This window comes from Pseudalkalibacillus hwajinpoensis (genome assembly GCF_039851965.1).
Classification (GTDB): Bacteria; Bacillota; Bacilli; order Bacillales; family Guptibacillaceae; genus Guptibacillus; species Guptibacillus hwajinpoensis_E.
This window is the reverse complement of the sequence record NZ_CP156674.1, coordinates 1,306,981-1,323,870: the sequence shown is the minus strand read 5'-3', so window position 1 is coordinate 1,323,870 and position 16,890 is coordinate 1,306,981. Positions and strand designations below refer to the sequence as shown.

General features: G+C 43.4%; 18 protein-coding genes and 1 pseudogene. 17 read left to right on the top strand and 2 right to left on the bottom strand.

Annotated elements, in window-relative coordinates:
- Positions 1–8 precede the first annotated feature (8 nt).
- The 14 genes and pseudogenes from ABFG93_RS06690 to ABFG93_RS06625 all read left to right on the top strand — a co-directional run bounded on the left by ABFG93_RS06690 (position 9) and on the right by ABFG93_RS06625 (position 13,835).
- Positions 9–1,421, top strand: a complete 1,413-nt coding sequence (locus tag ABFG93_RS06690; RefSeq protein ID WP_347551701.1) for an OB-fold domain-containing protein — start codon at positions 9–11, stop codon at positions 1,419–1,421.
- Positions 1,411–2,595, top strand: a complete 1,185-nt coding sequence (locus ABFG93_RS06685) for an acetyl-CoA acetyltransferase (RefSeq protein ID WP_347551699.1) — start codon at positions 1,411–1,413, stop codon at positions 2,593–2,595. The genes ABFG93_RS06690 and ABFG93_RS06685 overlap by 11 nt, the downstream gene beginning before the upstream one ends.
- Positions 2,596–2,613: 18 nt before the next feature.
- Positions 2,614–3,759: an acyl-CoA dehydrogenase family protein gene (locus ABFG93_RS06680; RefSeq protein ID WP_347551698.1), complete on the top strand. Its 1,146-nt coding sequence runs from the start codon at positions 2,614–2,616 to the stop codon at positions 3,757–3,759.
- 15 nt (positions 3,760–3,774) lie between these two features.
- A complete protein-coding gene (locus ABFG93_RS06675) occupies positions 3,775–4,212 on the top strand; it encodes a MaoC family dehydratase N-terminal domain-containing protein (protein ID WP_347551696.1) in 438 nt (145 codons plus the stop codon).
- A gap of 11 nt (positions 4,213–4,223) precedes the next feature.
- Positions 4,224–4,610 (top strand): MaoC/PaaZ C-terminal domain-containing protein, encoded by a 387-nt coding sequence (locus ABFG93_RS06670; protein ID WP_347551693.1) that lies wholly within the window; start codon positions 4,224–4,226, stop codon positions 4,608–4,610.
- A complete protein-coding gene (locus tag ABFG93_RS06665; RefSeq protein WP_347551691.1) occupies positions 4,603–5,319 on the top strand; it encodes an SDR family NAD(P)-dependent oxidoreductase in 717 nt (238 codons plus the stop codon). The genes ABFG93_RS06670 and ABFG93_RS06665 overlap by 8 nt, the downstream gene beginning before the upstream one ends.
- On the top strand, positions 5,316–5,738 hold the full coding sequence (locus tag ABFG93_RS06660) for a CoA transferase (protein WP_347552776.1): 423 nt from the start codon (positions 5,316–5,318) through the stop codon (positions 5,736–5,738). Before ABFG93_RS06665 ends, ABFG93_RS06660 begins: the two co-directional genes overlap by 4 nt.
- Positions 5,735–7,335: pseudogene (locus tag ABFG93_RS06655) on the top strand (long-chain fatty acid--CoA ligase). The gene ABFG93_RS06660 and the pseudogene ABFG93_RS06655 overlap by 4 nt, the downstream one beginning before the upstream one ends.
- A gap of 198 nt (positions 7,336–7,533) precedes the next feature.
- Positions 7,534–8,406 carry an SMP-30/gluconolactonase/LRE family protein gene (locus ABFG93_RS06650; protein ID WP_347551689.1) on the top strand — a complete coding sequence of 291 codons (873 nt, stop codon included), beginning with the start codon at positions 7,534–7,536 and terminating at the stop codon, positions 8,404–8,406.
- A gap of 85 nt (positions 8,407–8,491) precedes the next feature.
- The gene (locus tag ABFG93_RS06645) at positions 8,492–10,480 is read left to right on the top strand and encodes a penicillin-binding transpeptidase domain-containing protein (protein ID WP_347551687.1); all 1,989 of its coding nucleotides are present in this window, start codon (positions 8,492–8,494) and stop codon (positions 10,478–10,480) included.
- A gap of 192 nt (positions 10,481–10,672) precedes the next feature.
- Positions 10,673–11,506: an MBL fold metallo-hydrolase gene (locus ABFG93_RS06640; RefSeq protein ID WP_347551685.1), complete on the top strand. Its 834-nt coding sequence runs from the start codon at positions 10,673–10,675 to the stop codon at positions 11,504–11,506.
- A 68-nt stretch (positions 11,507–11,574) separates the two neighbouring features.
- On the top strand, positions 11,575–12,369 hold the full coding sequence (locus tag ABFG93_RS06635) for a DUF2935 domain-containing protein (protein WP_347551683.1): 795 nt from the start codon (positions 11,575–11,577) through the stop codon (positions 12,367–12,369).
- Between the two features lie 215 nt (positions 12,370–12,584).
- Positions 12,585–13,112: a DinB family protein gene (locus ABFG93_RS06630; protein WP_347551682.1), complete on the top strand. Its 528-nt coding sequence runs from the start codon at positions 12,585–12,587 to the stop codon at positions 13,110–13,112.
- Positions 13,113–13,136: 24 nt separating this feature from the next.
- A complete protein-coding gene (locus ABFG93_RS06625) occupies positions 13,137–13,835 on the top strand; it encodes a GNAT family N-acetyltransferase (RefSeq protein ID WP_347551680.1) in 699 nt (232 codons plus the stop codon).
- 98 nt (positions 13,836–13,933) lie between these two features.
- Here the strand turns inward: ABFG93_RS06625 and ABFG93_RS06620 are convergent, their stop codons facing one another.
- On the bottom strand, positions 13,934–14,092 hold the full coding sequence (locus ABFG93_RS06620; RefSeq protein ID WP_347551678.1) for a Fur-regulated basic protein FbpA: 159 nt from the start codon (positions 14,090–14,092) through the stop codon (positions 13,934–13,936).
- Positions 14,093–14,231: 139 nt separating this feature from the next.
- Between ABFG93_RS06620 and ABFG93_RS06615 the strand changes: the two genes are divergently transcribed.
- Together ABFG93_RS06615 and ABFG93_RS06610 are read left to right on the top strand one after the other, a co-directional pair.
- Positions 14,232–14,996, top strand: a complete 765-nt coding sequence (locus ABFG93_RS06615; protein WP_431522059.1) for an alpha/beta hydrolase — start codon at positions 14,232–14,234, stop codon at positions 14,994–14,996.
- A complete protein-coding gene (locus ABFG93_RS06610) occupies positions 14,997–15,494 on the top strand; it encodes a GNAT family N-acetyltransferase (protein WP_347551674.1) in 498 nt (165 codons plus the stop codon).
- Between the two features lie 194 nt (positions 15,495–15,688).
- On the opposite strand, the gene ABFG93_RS06605 is transcribed toward ABFG93_RS06610, so the two are convergent.
- On the bottom strand, positions 15,689–15,835 hold the full coding sequence (locus ABFG93_RS06605) for a hypothetical protein (protein WP_347551672.1): 147 nt from the start codon (positions 15,833–15,835) through the stop codon (positions 15,689–15,691).
- Positions 15,836–16,192: 357 nt separating this feature from the next.
- Between ABFG93_RS06605 and ABFG93_RS06600 the strand changes: the two genes are divergently transcribed.
- Positions 16,193–16,861: a sodium:solute symporter family transporter gene (locus tag ABFG93_RS06600; protein ID WP_347551670.1), complete on the top strand. Its 669-nt coding sequence runs from the start codon at positions 16,193–16,195 to the stop codon at positions 16,859–16,861.
- The last annotated feature ends 29 nt before the right edge of the window (positions 16,862–16,890 follow it).

Genomic DNA, 16,890 nt, shown 5'->3' with positions numbered 1-16,890 from the left:
GGATTATAATGAAAGGAATTCTCGCGTACGAAGTCTATCTCCCTCACCATCGTATGTCCAGAAAGGAAGTAGCAAACTTCCATGGCAGTTATGCTGGTAAAGGAACAAAGACTGTTGCACATTTTGATGAAGATAGCCTGACGATGGCTGTAAATGCATCCTTCCCGTTTAGGAAATACGATCCGAAAGCCGTGTACTTTGCTTCCACAACCTCCCCTTATCAGGAAAAGTTAAGCAGCGTAACGATTGCGAAAGCCCTGCAATTACCAGCTTCCACGAGAACGATCGATTATGGAAGCGGGCTGCGGGCAGCAACGAATGCATTTCTCTCTGGTCTTGATGCAGTTAAGGCAGGCCCTGTTCTTCTTACCATGTCTGACAGGCGTCTTACAAAGCCAAAGAGCCCACTCGAAGCAGAAATGGGTGCGGGGGCTGTGTCTTTCATGCTCGGAACAGGTGACGGAGTGATTGCGGAATTGGTAGCCAGTGCTAACAATGCAAGTGAAGAAGTAAGCCAGTGGCGAACGTCTACTGATGCCTTCCTGCGTCAATGGGAGGATCGATTTGTTGCTTATGCTGCCACTGAATCTGTTAGAGCCTGTGCTGAAGAAGTGCTATCAACAGCGAAAACATCTCTTGAGGAAATCGATCATGTCGTTGTTTCGGGACCGAGTCAGAAGCTGTCTCTAAATCTAGCAAAATCGCTAGGAGTGGATCAGAAGCAGGTTAGCGTTATGAACGATAGCCTTATCGGACATCTCGGCACAGCTAATGGTCCTATGATGCTAGTAAAGGCATTATCTGTTAGTAAACCCAACCAGAAGATCCTCTGGCTTCAGATAGGAGATGGCTGTGAGGGATTATTGTTAGAAACAACAGACAGCATTACATCATACCAGGCTGAAAAGCCGTTGTCTTATTACGATAACACGATGAATGATAGCGTATCGTATAGTGATTATGTCAGGTGGTATGAATTGTTTGAGGTGGACGAAGGTAGACGTCCAGGTGCTCCTACACCTTCTGCGCCGGCACTCAAGAGAAATCAGGAGCAAAATATGGGACTCATTGGCTCAAAGTGTGAAAGCTGTGGCCAAACATATTATCCTAAGCAGCGAGTGTGTGTGAAGTGTCACCAAAAAGATAACATGTCCCCTTTCTCTCTGCAGGGAAAAAAGGCAAAGGTAGCAACGTATACAGTCGACTATTTAGCTAGTTCAGTCTCACCTCCTAGCATATTCGCTGTTGTCGATATTGAAGGCGGAAGCCGCATGCTTGCTCAGGTAACGGACTGTAAGCCTGAAGACATTTCCATTGGTATTGAAGTTGAATTTAGCTTCCGAAAGCTTTATGAAGCTGGAGGCATTCATAATTATTTTTGGAAGGTGGTTCCAAAGAGAGGAGTTCATCATGAGTCGTAAAGGAATACACGATCAAGTATCTGTCGTCGGCATGGGCTGCACTAAATTCACTGAACATTGGGACAAAAGTGCGGATGATCTTATGATTGAGGCAGCATATGAAGCGTTACAGGATGCTGGAATCGAATTGAAGGATGTAGAAGCCGCATGGATTGGCACAATGGATTCCGGTTATGCGGGGACTACGCTTTCCAGTGCACTAAAAAGTGATTATATACCGATCACACGAGTGGAGAATATGTGCGCAACTGGCTCTGAAGCGTTTCGAAATGCGAGCTATGCGGTTGCGTCAGGAGCCTATGATGTAGCACTTGTGGTTGGAGTTGAGAAGCTAAAAGACTCAGGATACAGCGGTCTCGTGATGAATGCTACTCCTGGGGATGGCACGGCACCAAATATCACAGCACCTGCTTCCTTTTCTCTTCTGGCACCAGCCTATTTTCATCGTTATGGGTTAGAAGCGAAACAGGGGAAAGAAGTGCTTTCGAGAATTGCGTGGAAAAACCATGCTAACGGTGCGCTAAATCCGAAAGCGCAGTATCAGAAAGAAATTTCGATGGAAACGATCTTGAAGTCACCGCTGGTCGCGGCACCGCTTGGTGTACTCGACTGCTCCGGAGTTGCAGATGGTGCAGCAGCCGCGGTGATCGTTCGAACGGAAGATAGTAAGAAGTATCGGCAGGATCCGATGTATGTAAAAGCGTTAAGTATCGCGGCCGGTCCGGGCGAAGGGATGTTAACACAGGATTTTGATTTTACGAGTATACGAGAAAACATTAGAGCGGCAGAGGAGGCGTATAAACAGGCGGGTATTAAAAATCCGAGAAAAGAGATTGATATGGCAGAGGTGCATGATTGTTTTACTCCAACAGAACTTGTTATCTATGAAGACCTGGGCTTTAGCGAACGAGGTGAAGGGTGGAAGGATGTTCAGAATGGTCGCTTTGATTTAACTGGTGATTTGCCGGTGAATCCTGATGGCGGGTTAAAGTCTTTTGGTCATCCGATTGGTGCTAGCGGTTTGCGGATGCTTTATGAGATGTACTTGCAGTTCCAGGGGAAAGCGGAGAAGAGGCAACTTAACGAACCTAAGATTGGCTTAACACATAATTTAGGCGGATATCCATGGCAGTGTGTATCGTTCATTTCAATTGTTGGTAAGGAACTATCTTAAAGAAGGAGCTACTCTGTTATGAAACATTTGTATTTAACGAAAGATCATGAAGCGTTTCGTAAATCGCTTCGGAAATTCCTGGCAAAAGAAGCCGAGCCTTTTTTTGAACAGTGGGAAGAAGATCGTATGATCCCAAGGGGTTTCTGGGATAAATTAGCTGCACAGGGGTATCTGTGTCCAACGCTTTCAGAAGCTTATGGCGGTCTGAATGTGGATTGGGGATTTGCGGTTATTATTAATGAAGAGTTGGAGCGTGTTGGATCAGGACTTGTAGGTGTTGGTCTTCATAACGATATTGTTGTTCCTTATCTGGAGTCGTTTGGGACGGAAGACCAAAAGCAGCGCTGGCTTCCGAAATGTGTTTCCGGAGAAATCATTACGGCGATTGCGATGACGGAACCAGGTACTGGGTCTGACCTCGCCAATATTAAGACGACAGCTATTTTAAAGGATGATCACTACGTACTAAACGGTTCGAAAACATTTATAACGAACGGAATTCACTCAGATCTTGTTCTCGTTGCTTGTAAAACCGATCCGAAAGCAACACCTGCATATAAGGGCGTTAGTCTGCTTGTGGTTGAACGTGATACGCCTGGTTTTTCGAGAGGACGAAAGCTGAACAAAGTAGGCCTTCATAGTCAGGATACGGCCGAGTTATTCTTTGAAGATTGTCGTGTACCAAAGGGAAATCTGCTTGGAGAAGAAGGCAAAGGGTTTCTTTACTTGATGGATAAGCTTCAGCAGGAGCGTCTCCTGGTAGCGATCGCAGCGCAGGTGGCGGCTGAAGATATGGTTGAAATGACGATGAATTACATTCAGGAACGGAAAGCATTTGGGCAGAGTATCTCAAAATTTCAGCATATCCAGTTCGAGATGGTCGAGATGAAGACCCAGGTTGAAATCGGCCGCACGTTCCTTGATTCACTGGTAGCAGATCACATTGCGGGTGAAGATATTGTGACGAAAGTATCAATGGCAAAATACTGGCTAACGGATATGGCGAAGGATGTCTCACAGCGCTGCCTTCAATTACATGGTGGATACGGCTATATGGAAGAATACAAGATTGCGAGGCGGTTTCGTGATATTCCAGTGTCTGCGATCTACGCAGGTACGAATGAAATTATGAAAACCATCATCGCAAAAAATATGGGGTTATAGAAAGGAGGACAAACCATGAGTACTGTTCAGAACAAAGTAGGCATTGAAACAAAGCCGTTTACTTTCTCAGTTGAAGGAGGGAAGATTCGCGAATTTGTGAAAGCAATAGGTGATTCAAACCCTCTCTATACTGACATAGAGGTTGCGAGAGAGAAGGGGTATCGGGATCTTCCTGTCCCACCAACGTTTCCAACCGTGATTGATATGTGGGGTGGGGCAGACTTTGAGACCTTGATCGCATTACTTGAAGTGAACCCGTTAAAAGTTCTTCATGGTGAACAAAGCTATGATTACAGGAAAACAATTTGTGCAGGTGACGTTATTACAGCGGTAATGAAAGTTGTCGATCAGAAAGAGAAAAGCGGGATGAAGCTGTTTACACTCGAGACGACGTATCAAGATGAACGTAACGAAACAGTACTTCTGGCTACGTCAGTTGTAATCGAAAGATAGGAGGAATAGAGATGGCTCAATTACAACCACTTACTAAAGCACCCATCACTCACAGTCAAATTGTACGCTACGCCGGCGCATCAGGAGATTTTAACCCGATCCATTCAGTGGTACCTGTCGCGAAAGAAGCAGGCTTACCGGATGTGATTGCACACGGCATGCTTGTCATGGGGATAGCTGGTCAGGCATTAACGACGTGGTTCAGGCATGATCAAATAAAGAAATTCGGCGTTCGCTTTAAGAAAATGACCTTCCCTGGCGAAACGCTGACAGTGAAGGGATTCATTAAAGAAGAGCGGGATGATCTCTTGATTTGCGAGGTAGTGGTAATGAACGAGAAAGAGGAAAGAAAATTAGCAGGTACGTTTCATGTATCTAAGGAGGAGACACATGCTTAACAATCAGGTGGCCATTATTACAGGATCTGGAAGAGGTGTTGGGCGTGCGGTAGCGCTAAAAATGGCAGAGGCAGGAGCGCGAGTAGTTGTATCTGACAAAGATGAAGCACCAGTTGCAGAAGTTGTAAAAGAGATTCACGAGTTAGGAGGACAGGCGATTGCTTTTCCTGGTGATGTAACGGATGGTGATTTTTCAACGTCAATCATGGAGAAAGCAGCAACTGAATTTGGCGGAGTAGACATTCTCGTTAATAACGCAGGCTACACGTGGGATAGCTTGATTCATAAAATGACGGACGAGCAGTTTCAGGCGATGGTTGATATTCACCTCATCGCCCCCTTTAAACTTACTCGTGCCGCAGCGCCATATATGAGAGAAGCAGCAAAAAAGGAGCTTGCAAACGGAGGAGCTTCCTATCGAAAAATCGTAAATGTGTCTTCTGTCGCAGGTGTAATGGGGAATGTCGGTCAGGCGAACTATTCATCCGCTAAAGCAGGAATGATTGGATTGACGAAAACAGTTGCTAAAGAATGGGGACAGTTTAATATAAATTGTAATGCTGTGGCATTTGGGCTGATTGATACGCGCCTTACGCAATCAAAGGAAAAAGGTGAGACTGTTAATGGCGTGGCTGTTGGAATCCCTGAGAAGGTGAAGAAGATGTTTGAACAGTCGATTCCACAGCAGCGAGCGGGAACCGCAGAATAAGCGGCTGCAGGGAAGGAAGCGTTGTTTGCTATCACCTGTATCGCACGAAAGATGATCGCTTTATGTCACTTGCTGCGCTTGAACCGCAGTTCTGGAAGAACTTCTGTAGAGGGGTTGGAAAAGAGAGCTGGGGAGCGCTTGCTTTTGAAACAACGACAAGCGATTTTTACAGAGAAATGAAAGCGCTGTTTTTCGAGAGGACAATGAGCGAGTGGGAGGCATTCGGTAGGAGATATGATTGCTGTCTGTTTCCTGTTCTCAATATCGGTGAAGTTCTGGATCACGCATATGGTGAAACGCGAGGGCTTGTATCGAATAAAGAAGGAAGAATAATCGTTTCCACATATAGTGGAGCAGTTTATCAATCAATCGTGCACGAACAGTTCGAACAAATCATGAAGGAGTGTGATGAAGCATGATGAATACCCCATTAACATTGACAGGTTTACTAAATAGAGCAGAACGTTATTTCCCAAAATAGGAGATTGTGTCGAGAACGCTGAGCGGTGTACAGCGCTTTACATATCGCGAGTATGGAAAACGAACGAGACGATTAGCGAGTGCATTATCAAAGCTTTCGATGGGGAGGGGCGATAAAGTAGCTACGTTCGCTTGGAACCATCACCGTCATTTGGAGGCATATTTTGCCGTGCCATGTACAGGTGCAGTTCTTCATATGGTAAATATCCGTTTATCTCCTGAGCATGTAGCATATGTGATCAATCATGCAGAAGATAAAATTCTCTTAGTGGATGAAGATCTCGTACCTTTGATTGAAAAGGTTCAGTCAGAACTCAAAACAGTTGAGAAGTACGTCATCATGACTGATAAAGAAACGATACCAGAGACGACATTATCACCCGTATATTCGTATGAGGAACTATTAAAGGATGCGGATGAGGATTTTGCTTTTCCGGATGATCTTGATGAAAACACCCCGGCAGGAATGTGTTATACCTCAGCTACAACAGGAAATCCGAAGGGGGTGGTGTATACGCATCGTGGTATTGTATTGCACAGTATGGCGGCAGGGTTAGCTGATTCACTGGCACTATCTGAACGGGATGTATGTTTGCCGATCGTTCCGATGTTTCACGCAAATGCATGGGGGTTACCATTTGCCTCAGTCTGGTTTGGAACAAAGCTGGTCTTGCCAGGACCAAATATGACGCCACAGGTTATTGCCTCTCTTATCGAAGAAGAAAAAGTGACGCTTACTGCTGGTGTGCCGACAATCTGGTTGGCATTCGTGAACCTTCTTGAAAAAGAAACATACGACATTAGCAGTTTACGAGCGGTTGTGTGCGGTGGCTCCGCTGCACCAAAGAATATTATTCGAGCATTTGAGGAGAAGCATAATGTGCCATTTATTCAGGGTTACGGCATGACAGAAACAAGTCCTCTCGTCTCCCTTTCCACCTTAACAAGTGAAATGAACAACCTTTCAGTTGAAGAGAAAGTTAATACCTGTGCTTCTCAGGGGCTTGTTATTCCTGGTCTTGATGTGCGGGTTATCAATGAAAATGGTGATGTACCATGGAATGGTAAGACGATGGGCGAGCTGATTGTACGAGGACCCTGGGTCGCACATGAATACTACAAAGATGAGCGAACGAAAGAAACGTTTAGAGATGGCTGGCTCTACACAGGGGATATTGCGAAACTGAATGAAAACGGTTATATCCAGATCACAGACCGTACCAAAGACTTAATTAAAAGTGGCGGGGAGTGGATTTCCTCAGTCGATCTCGAAAATGCGCTCATGACGCATGAAGCGGTTTATGAAGCAGCGGTGATCGCGATTCCCCACCAAAAATGGCAGGAACGTCCAGTGGCCTGTGTGGTCTTGAGAAGATTATGATGCAATTGTAAAAGAGGAACTTTTAACCTATTTATCTACCCAATTTGCGAAATGGTGGCTCCCGGATGATATTATTTTTATGGACGAAATCCCGAAAACTATTTCTGAAACGTGCTCTTCGAGACAAATTAAGTCAGGAATTGGCCGTGGAATAAATCTGAAAATCGGAAACGAAATGACCTTTCAAACAGGCTTCTTTTTGAAGCCTGTTTGTTTGTGGTAGAGGTGAATTTTACGAATATGAAATTAAACCGTATGGTTAGATGTAAAGAATGATATGGTAATTACAACGAAAGAGGGTATAAGACAAATAGAGATCCTATGGAAACTAACTATTAAAGGAGGAAAAATAAATGGAAGCAACACTTGTTATTGATGCACGGGCGATATTTGGGGAAGGACCTAGCTGGGATGATCAGAGTCAACTGCTATACTGGGTTGATATAGAGGGAAAGAAGGTTCATGCCTACAATCCGATGACAGCAGGTAATATTGAACTGAAGCAGGAACAAATGGTAGGGACAATTGCACCGAGAGAATCAGGTGGCCTCGTCATGGCGATGTCCGGAGGCTTTTACGCTATGAATCTTTCAACGGAACAGGTCGAAGCGATCACAGATCCAGAAAGTCATTTACCTGATAACCGTTTCAATGATGGAAAGTGTGATCCCGCGGGGAGATTCTGGGCAGGGACAATGCACATGGAAGGGTTAAAAGGAGAAGGCGCCTTATATTGCCTGGATGAAAACCTGGAAGTAACGAAAAAAATTGACCATGTGAGTACGTCAAATGGAATTACGTGGTCACCTGATACGCGTTATATGTATTTCATTGATACACCGACGAAAAAAGTGGTTCGATATGATTATGACTTCTCAACAGGCAATATTCGTAATCCTGTGGATGTCATTGTGATTCCAGATGGGGAAGGCATGCCTGATGGAATGACAAGTGATGAAGAAGGGAATCTCTGGATTGCCCATTGGGGCGGTTCAAAAGTATCGAAGTGGAATCCTGACAATGGCAAACGTCTGCTTGAAGTGAGCGTTCCAGCGGTAAACGTCACTTCCTGCGTATTTGGTGGAAAAGAACGAAATGAACTGTATATTACAACGGCTAGAACCAATACGAGTGAGGAAGAATTGAAGAAGTTTCCTTATGCAGGTGGAGTCTTCCGAGTGAAACCGAATGTGAAAGGGAGTCCAACTTACGCCTTTAAAGGGTAACTTTCGGTGGCCTTTTTCCTTTCTTCCTACAACAAAGTCTTCTATAATGAAGGAAAATAATAGGGAAAAGAGGGGGAGGCTGACTGTGAAACTTAAATTATTCATAGTGCTCGGTCTGTTTTTATTGCTTCTTGCTGGCTGTTCGGACCGGCCATCACCGGTCGATGCGTTTGATACATATGTTAAGGACTGGAATAAGCAAGAATTTGCCAGCATGTACGACCAATTGTCGCCGGCCGCGCAAAAGTCCATATCACAAGAAGAATTTGTGGAGCGTTACACATCTATTTATGGAGATGTGGAAGTTGAAGATTTGAAGGTCACGTTTGAAGAGCCCGAGGAAGAACCGGAGCCAAATGATAAGGGAGAAGTTACATTCCCGTTCTCTGTTTCGATGCAGACGCTTGCAGGTGAAGTAGCGTTTGATCATGAAGCGACGCTTGTTCTTTCTGAGGAAGAGGATTCCGAAATATACGGTGTGAACTGGAACCCATCGTTTATTTTTAAAGAGCTCGAAGAAGGGGAGGAAGTAGCGATTCGTTCGGCGGTACCAACGCGTGGCGGAATTACGGATCGTAATGGTGCGGATCTTGCGTTTAATGGACCCGTTTACGAGGTTGGTCTTGTACCTGAACAGATCGAGGCGAATAAAAAAAACATCATCGCCGAATTAAGTGATGTGTTGAAGATTAGTGTGGAGGATATTGAAGCAGACCTGAACCAGAGCTGGGTGCATTCTGATCCAACGCAATTTGTTCCAATTAAGAGCGTGATGACAACGGAAAGTGATCTGGTTAAGAAAGCGACCGGGATTACCGGTGTCCAAAAGAGGGATGCGGTAGAACGCATTTATCCATTCGGAGAAAGTGCTGCGCACTTGACTGGCTATATTCGTAATTTACAGAAAGAGGATTTAGAAGAGTATGGAGCACGAGGATACTCAAGCTACGAAAAAATAGGGAAAGCTGGTCTCGAACAGGTTTACGAAGAAGAGCTTCATGGGGAGACAGGCTGGTCAATTGAAGTTAAAGGAACTGAGAAAGTGATCGCAGAAAAGCCGAAAGTAGATGGGAAGGACATTCAGGTCACGATTGACGCATCTGTTCAGAAAATGCTTTATGAGAAACTTGATGGAAAGGCTGGATCGGCCGTTGCGTTACATCCAACAAATGGAGAGACGCTGGCGCTGACAAGCTCACCAGCATACGATCCAAACGATTTCACCCTTGGATTTGATGAAGGAGAATACACGGCACTCGTTGATAATAAGGATCGGCCATTTTCGGCGAAATTTAATAAAACATATTCACCAGGATCAACAGTTAAGCCCCTAACAGCTGCGATTGCATTGCGAGATGGAGAGTTGGACCCGAATGCTGCAGAGCAGATTGACGGGCTTGAATGGCAAAAGGATGCTAGCTGGGGTGGATATCACGTCACGCGCGTAAAGCCTGCTGATCCAGAGGTTACGCTTGAAGAAGCGCTTATTCACTCAGATAATATTTACTTCGCGCGTAAGGCGTTGAATCTCGGCGCTGAAGGTTTTCAAAAGGGAATGGAGTCATTTCAAATCGGTCAGGAAGTAGAGTTCCCATTTCCGACTGAAAATTCTTCCGTATCCACTAAATCGCTGAGTGAAAGCGATATTCTATTAGCTGACTCTGGCTACGGTCAGGGCGAGCTTCAGATCGCTCCCTATCACCTGGCAATGGCGTATACGACATTTGCGAACAACGGGGAGATGATCAAACCGACGCTTAAAGTAGGCGAGGATGCTGCTGAAACGGTTGAGGTCATTTCACCAGAAACCGCATCAGTGATTAACAATGCACTGGCTAAAGTCGTCTCCAGCCCAGAAGGCACAGCTCACGATCCTGCTGTTAAAGGAATCAAAATCGCCGGAAAAACCGGTACCGCTGAACTTAAAGGTGCCGGAGAAGAGACAGGTCAGGAAAACGGTTTGTTTGTGGCTTATAATACGGATCAAAAGGACCTCCTGATTGCGATGATGGTTGAAAATGCGTCAAGTCATGACGTAACTGGCAAAGTGAAAGAAGTTTTCGCAGATAGGTAACAGAAAACTAGTCGTCGAATCGTCGATATTGTCCAAAATTCAGTTCTATTATCTAAAATTAGAATGTATAGCTATATTGATTAAAAGCCTTGTTTCCGGTGCCAACTAGCATCGGGAACAGGTTTTTTAAATCTTACCGCATGATTCCGGATATATGAAGGAAAACTGGTAATGAAAGGAGGAGGACTAATCATGAAAGAACAGGATAATGATTTTTCGGAAAGCCATTTACCGATGACAAGTTTGTTCAGTGGAGCGGGTATTGAGGTTGAGGCTGATGTGTTTCAATACACGGTTGGTATCGTGAATCTCTTTTTCATTGGTAAACCAACAGAAGATCAATGGGTATTAATTGATACAGGAATGCCTCATGAAGGTGAACGTATCATTCAGGCTGCTGAAGATCGATTTGGTAAAGGCGCACAACCTGAGGCGATCATCCTAACACACGGGCATTTTGATCATGTTGGTTCCCTGGAGGATTTACTTGGGTTATGGGACGTGCCAGTTTACGCGCATGCGATGGAACTTCCTTACTTAACTGGTGAGCGTGATTATCCGAAGGGGGACCCGACGGCGGGAGGGCTGGTTAGTAAGTTATCTCCTCGCTTCCCGAACCATGGTATTGACCTAAAGGGGAAGATTCAGACGCTTCCGAGCTCAAATAAAATCCCTCAACTTAAAGGATGGAAATGGATCCATACCCCGGGTCATACAGAAGGGCATATCTCATTATTTCGTGAAAGTGATCGCTTACTGATTGCCGGAGACGCCTTTGTAACGGTAAAGCAGGAATCGATATACAGCGTTTTTACGCAAAAACAGGAGATTAGCGGACCTCCGAAGTATTTCACTTCGGATTGGATAGCTGCGAAAAAATCAATCGAAACCATTCTTCAATTAGAACCACAAAAAGCGGCTACAGGTCACGGTCTTCCGATGAGTGGAACAGATCTTGATGATTCGTTAAATCGATTAGTACTGGATTTTGATAACATTGCCCTTCCAAAAAAGTACCTGAACTAAAATCCACATGACTACTCTTTTCACTTTTCCCATATAAATAAACGAGCATCGTTAATAGGGGGGAAGAGATGAAAACCTTTGAAGATAGTGCAGCATTTGAGCATCAGTTCTGGCTGCAAATACTTGGAGACCATGCACGATTCATACGAGATTCTCTTTATCCAAATGAAGTTGAGAAGGTAAGAGAGGCAGAAAAGTTTATTCAGTTATTTGATGATTATTTGGAAAAAGCAAGAAGTTCAACAGATTTTGCAGCGTTAACGAACGAGGTTGCTCCTAAAGTAAGGAGTTTTCGAAGGTATAAATTAACTTTATTGGAGCGGCAGTTGAACGGGGATGTTGGAATCCATTTGTCTCCAACTTTTTTTAATCACATGGTGAATGAGCTGGAAGAATACCTGCTTGTCATTGCGTATCTTGGTAAGGGGGAAGCGCCGCCGGTTTTCCATGAGTTACATCATCACATGCTCTGGCTTCTCGATGCCTCAGGTCACGCAGGTGCTATTAATGATCAACTTGATGGTGTGGAGAAGCGCTTAAAGAACAGATCGAATGCTTTCGTAAAAGCCTTCGATCATTTTTATTTAAAAGCTGTTGAATTAACAGGGTACCTTCGAACAGAACTCAATCAGTTTCCAGCTCTGTCGCGGTTCAATCGAGACGTCGAGCTAGAAATGCACATTTTCCAAACGTTTCTGAAAGAACTGGAAGAAATGGAGCTAACGGATGAACTTTTAGGGACATTCTCTGCATTAATGGCGGATCATATGGCGCGAGAGGAATGTTATTATTTACTGAAAGTAGCGGAATCGACACATGGGAAGTGGCCGGGGTGTAATCCCGTTAAGAAGAGAGTTGAATAATAGGCAATTAAATGAAGGTGAAATTCAAGTAGTTTAGTTTTGAAGTACAGTATTTTCAATTGTACTTTGAATTGAACTGCTTTTTTTTTTGGCGCCTATCCAAACAGCATTATACCTTTAATAGAAAATGGGAAAATCAGGAATTAAGAAGGGGTTTGGAATCTGAAAAAAGAAGTTATAAGAATGAGAAACTTTTTAAGGAAGGAGGATGTTCAATGATGAATGATCCTACCCTTTGCATGATCAGTAAAAAAGACGGATATGCCCCTCAGATTAGCCGGTTGATTTCGATGATGAATTACACGAGGCATACAATCGAAGAAGAAATTCGCGGTTTAACGATTGAAGCTCTTGACTTTCAACTTGACGATCGTAGTAATTCAATTGGAATGCTGCTTCATCATATCGCTTCTCTTGAAAAAGCTTTTCAAATTATGACGTTTCAGAATCGTGAAATGACAGACAACGAGTGGGATGAGTTGGGATCAGGCATTGAACTTGGAGAGGAAACCCGTTTAAAAGTAAAAGGAAATGATCTCGATTATTACTGGAGTGAACTATGTCTGTTGCGTGCTCAAACGCTTGATGCATTTCGGAAAAAGGAAGACGCCTGGCTTGAAGAGGTTACGCCTTACGGTTGGGATGAGCGAGCGAATAATTACTTTAAATGGTTTCATGTGATGGGGGATGAAATAAGCCATCGCGGACAAATTTGGTTTATCCAGAGAAGGTTGACTACATAAAAAAGAGTGAGTGTACTTGCATAATTGAACACTGATTACGATATAACGGAACAGTTTATCATTTTACGAACAAGTTGCACGCATGATGAAGAAGCAGAGGAATTTATGGGCGTTCTGAAACAATACATGGGAGAAGAAAAGAGGAATGAGAAAATGTTTACAAACCAGGTCAATGAAGATCTTTATTTACGAATGTATACAGTAGATGATGCAGAAGCGCTTTACCATTTGATTGATGAATCAAGAGATTACTTGAAAGAGTGGCTGGCGTGGGTAGATTACAATACTGATGTGGAAGCCTCCCGTGATTTTATCCAGGGTACGCTAAACGGAGTTGTTGAGACAGGGGGGTACCCCAAAACACTGGCCATTATCTATAAAAATGAGCTTGCAGGAACAGTTGGCTTTAATGAGGTCAATCGCACGCATCAGTACGCGACGATCGGCTACTGGCTCAGTGAAAAGTTTCAGAGAAAGGGCATTGTTACGGAAGCATGCCGGGGAATTATCGATTTAGGCTTTAAGGTTATGCGTTTGAATCGTATAGAGATTCGTGTGGCATCTGGTAACAAAAAGAGCCGTGCTATTCCTGAACGGCTGGGTTTTAAAGAAGAAGGTGTTCTCAGGCAAGTGGAGCTTGTTAATGGGCAGTTTTATGATCATGTGGTGTATTGCATGTTGAAAGATGAGTGGAGCGGGAAGAAGGATAAGCAGGTTGACTAAAAGTCAATTAACTTATTTCATTGAGCGGCATGGACCAGGCGATCCTGCTATTTACCTGCCCACAGATAAAGCCCGTGGATTTCATTCTCCAGAGGCTTTTAGATAATAGGTCTTCTAAGCAGATCTTCAAGCTCTTCAAGTGAACATTCATAGAGCTGCTTATTCTTTATTTTATAAATACCACGGTCTAAAAGACGGTAAATGTAAGATTGTTTTTCCTGAGCGTCGTTGTTACTGGTGAGTTTAAGATCTGTCACTGTTAAATTCCTCCTATTAGTTAAATCCAGTACATATGTTCCACATAAAGGTGTCGTTCAAACCTGATATCGAAACTTAGTAAAAAGGAATTAAACGGTTTCATAACGAATTCATGTGTTACATGGGAGGGATATGAAAATGGAAAACCATTCAGTTTTAAAAGGAGCGGAACCGTTTTATTTTGAAGGTAATGAGATTGGTGTTCTTGTCCTGCATGGCTTTACAGGCTCTACTCAGAGCATGCGCTTTCTCGGAGAACAACTTGCTTCAGAAGGATACACGGTGTACGGCCCGAGGTTACAGGGGCACGGGACTCACTACGAAGACATGGAGCAAAGTACATATGAAGAATGGGTTCAGTCTGTTGTACAAGGGTACCAGTGGATAAAAGAGCGGTGTGACCAGATTTTCATTGCAGGTCTTTCAATGGGCGGCACGCTGACGCTTTATTTAGCAGGGAAATATCCCGAGGTAAAAGGAATCATGCCGATTAATGCAGCAATTGACATACCTGATCTTGAACAAATGAGAGGACAGACAGAACCGCGTTTTCTAGATGCAATTGGATCTGATATCAAAGCTGAAGGTGTTACAGAACTTGCTTATGAGAAGACGCCGATAAAATCCATTCAGGAAATACTCGAATTGATGGAGCTCACTCGGAAGGAGCTTCGTTCAATTAAGATGCCAGCATTGATTTTTAAATCTCTAGAAGATCATGTTGTCCCACCTGAAAATTCTGATCATATCTATGAAGAAATGTCATCGGAAAAGAAAGAGATAGTTGAACTGCATGGAAGCTATCATGTCGCAACGCTCGACAATGATAAAGAGTTAATTGCTGAAAAGTGTAAAGCGTTTATAGCAAAGTTAAGTTCGCAGCACTCTTGGGAGGAGAAGTAGATGGAGATTAAAAGACTATCACCAAGTGATGCAGAAGCTTATTGGGAGCTGAGATTAGAAGCATTAAAGAACAACCCGGAAGCATTTGCATCAAGCTATGAAGAAGCAATTTTAAAGGATGATCCCATAGAAAGTACGGCGAGAAATATGAAGTCAGGTGTCACATTCGGTGCTTTTGAAGGTGATGAACTAATTGGTGTTATCACGTTGGTAAGGGGAACCGGAATCAAGGTGCGTCATAAAGCAGATCTCTTTGCTGTTTACGTGACACCGAATAAGCGGGGCAAAGGCGCAGGACGAGCATTACTTTCGCATGTTCTTGAATATGCGAAACATCAGGATGGTCTTCTAAAGCTAAGCGTATCCGTAGTCTCAACAAATGAGAATGCTAAGCACCTGTACAAAAGCTTTGGTTTTAAGACTATTTTGATTGAAGAGAAAGCCCTTTTTGTTAAAGGAAACTTTTTGGATGAAGAGCATATGGTCCAATTTTTCTAGAAAAGCAGACGTCATTATGACGTCAGTTGAACTGTGAATTCTTCGTTGTAGAGTGCGACGCTGTATGGAAATAACTCAGCTGACATGATGCCGTCTCGAACGGCTGGGTCATTTTTCATAAGTCGTTCGGCCTCCCCTTCGGAAGATACCTGGATAACGACGATTCCAAATGAAGTTGGATCATCATTAAGCGTTCAGCCCGCCATAATTAAGGTGTTATTTTTTAACAGCTGCTGCAGTGCATGGAAATGTTCAGCAACAATACTGTTTTCTTTCTCAGTCCAATTGTTTTCTTCTAATAGTTCTGGAATTAAGGTTAATTTGTATAAAAATTGTTTCATCGTCTACCTCCAAATTTTCCTTGATGCTATTTCTTTCTTTATAGTGATTTAAAATCCTCTATTATAATACTAAACTAACCTGAAATAGGGCTAGCGTTTTCTAACGTGTCTTGCGAGTGTAATTAAACATGATAAAATGGGACAACATATATCCATTGAAAACCGAATGAAAGGGTCGCTATTAAGCGGCTCTTTCGTATTTTTTCGTGCTTTTTCTCAAGGGAGGTAAGGTATGTGATCTAAACCAGGCACTTCCTGGTTTAGACCAGTTATTTTGTATATAATGAAACCTGAAACTAACGTACGTTTAGGAACTGCTTCGTCCATATGCTTTCGTAAGTTGAAAGGAGGGTTATTATGGATGAATTGATGTATTTAGGTGTTTTTCTCATATATACAATTGCAATCTTGATACTCGGAAAACACGGATTCGACAAGACAGATGAATTGATAGGCTACTTTCTGGCAGGAAGAAACCTTTCCTTGCTTCCAAGTATTGCTTCTTTTTGTGCCACATGGTTCAGTGCCGCATCGCTTCTTGGGTTACCAGGGTTAATTTATGCAGGTGGGGTATCGGTAATCTGGACAACCGCTCTTGCATGGCTGCTCGGCATCATCGGTCTCTTATTTATTTCATCCAAGCTTTATACATATAACGTTGTGACTGTACCAGAGTTTTTCCTGGTGCGATATGATTCGAAACTTCTGCAAATATGGATTGGCCTCATACTAAGTGTTAGTTATTTGTTGTATGTCGTGATTCAAATTCGCGGCTTCGGAATTGTCGTCAGCCAAATGCTCGACATCCCTTATACAGTAAGTGTGTTTTTAATTTATATCTTTGTTCTGTACACTACTTTTGGCGGGCTCCATTCGGTAGCCCGAACCGATATTTTTCATTTCTGCTTGATTCTCTTCGGAACGATCCTTGGGGCGATCTTTATTGTTACCGAAAGCTCTATTATCCTATCCAATTCTCCTTCTATTCTGGTTCACTTCCAGATATTCAAAAATATACGCTGCTAATTAGTATTTTCACAGGTGTAATAGCGGTT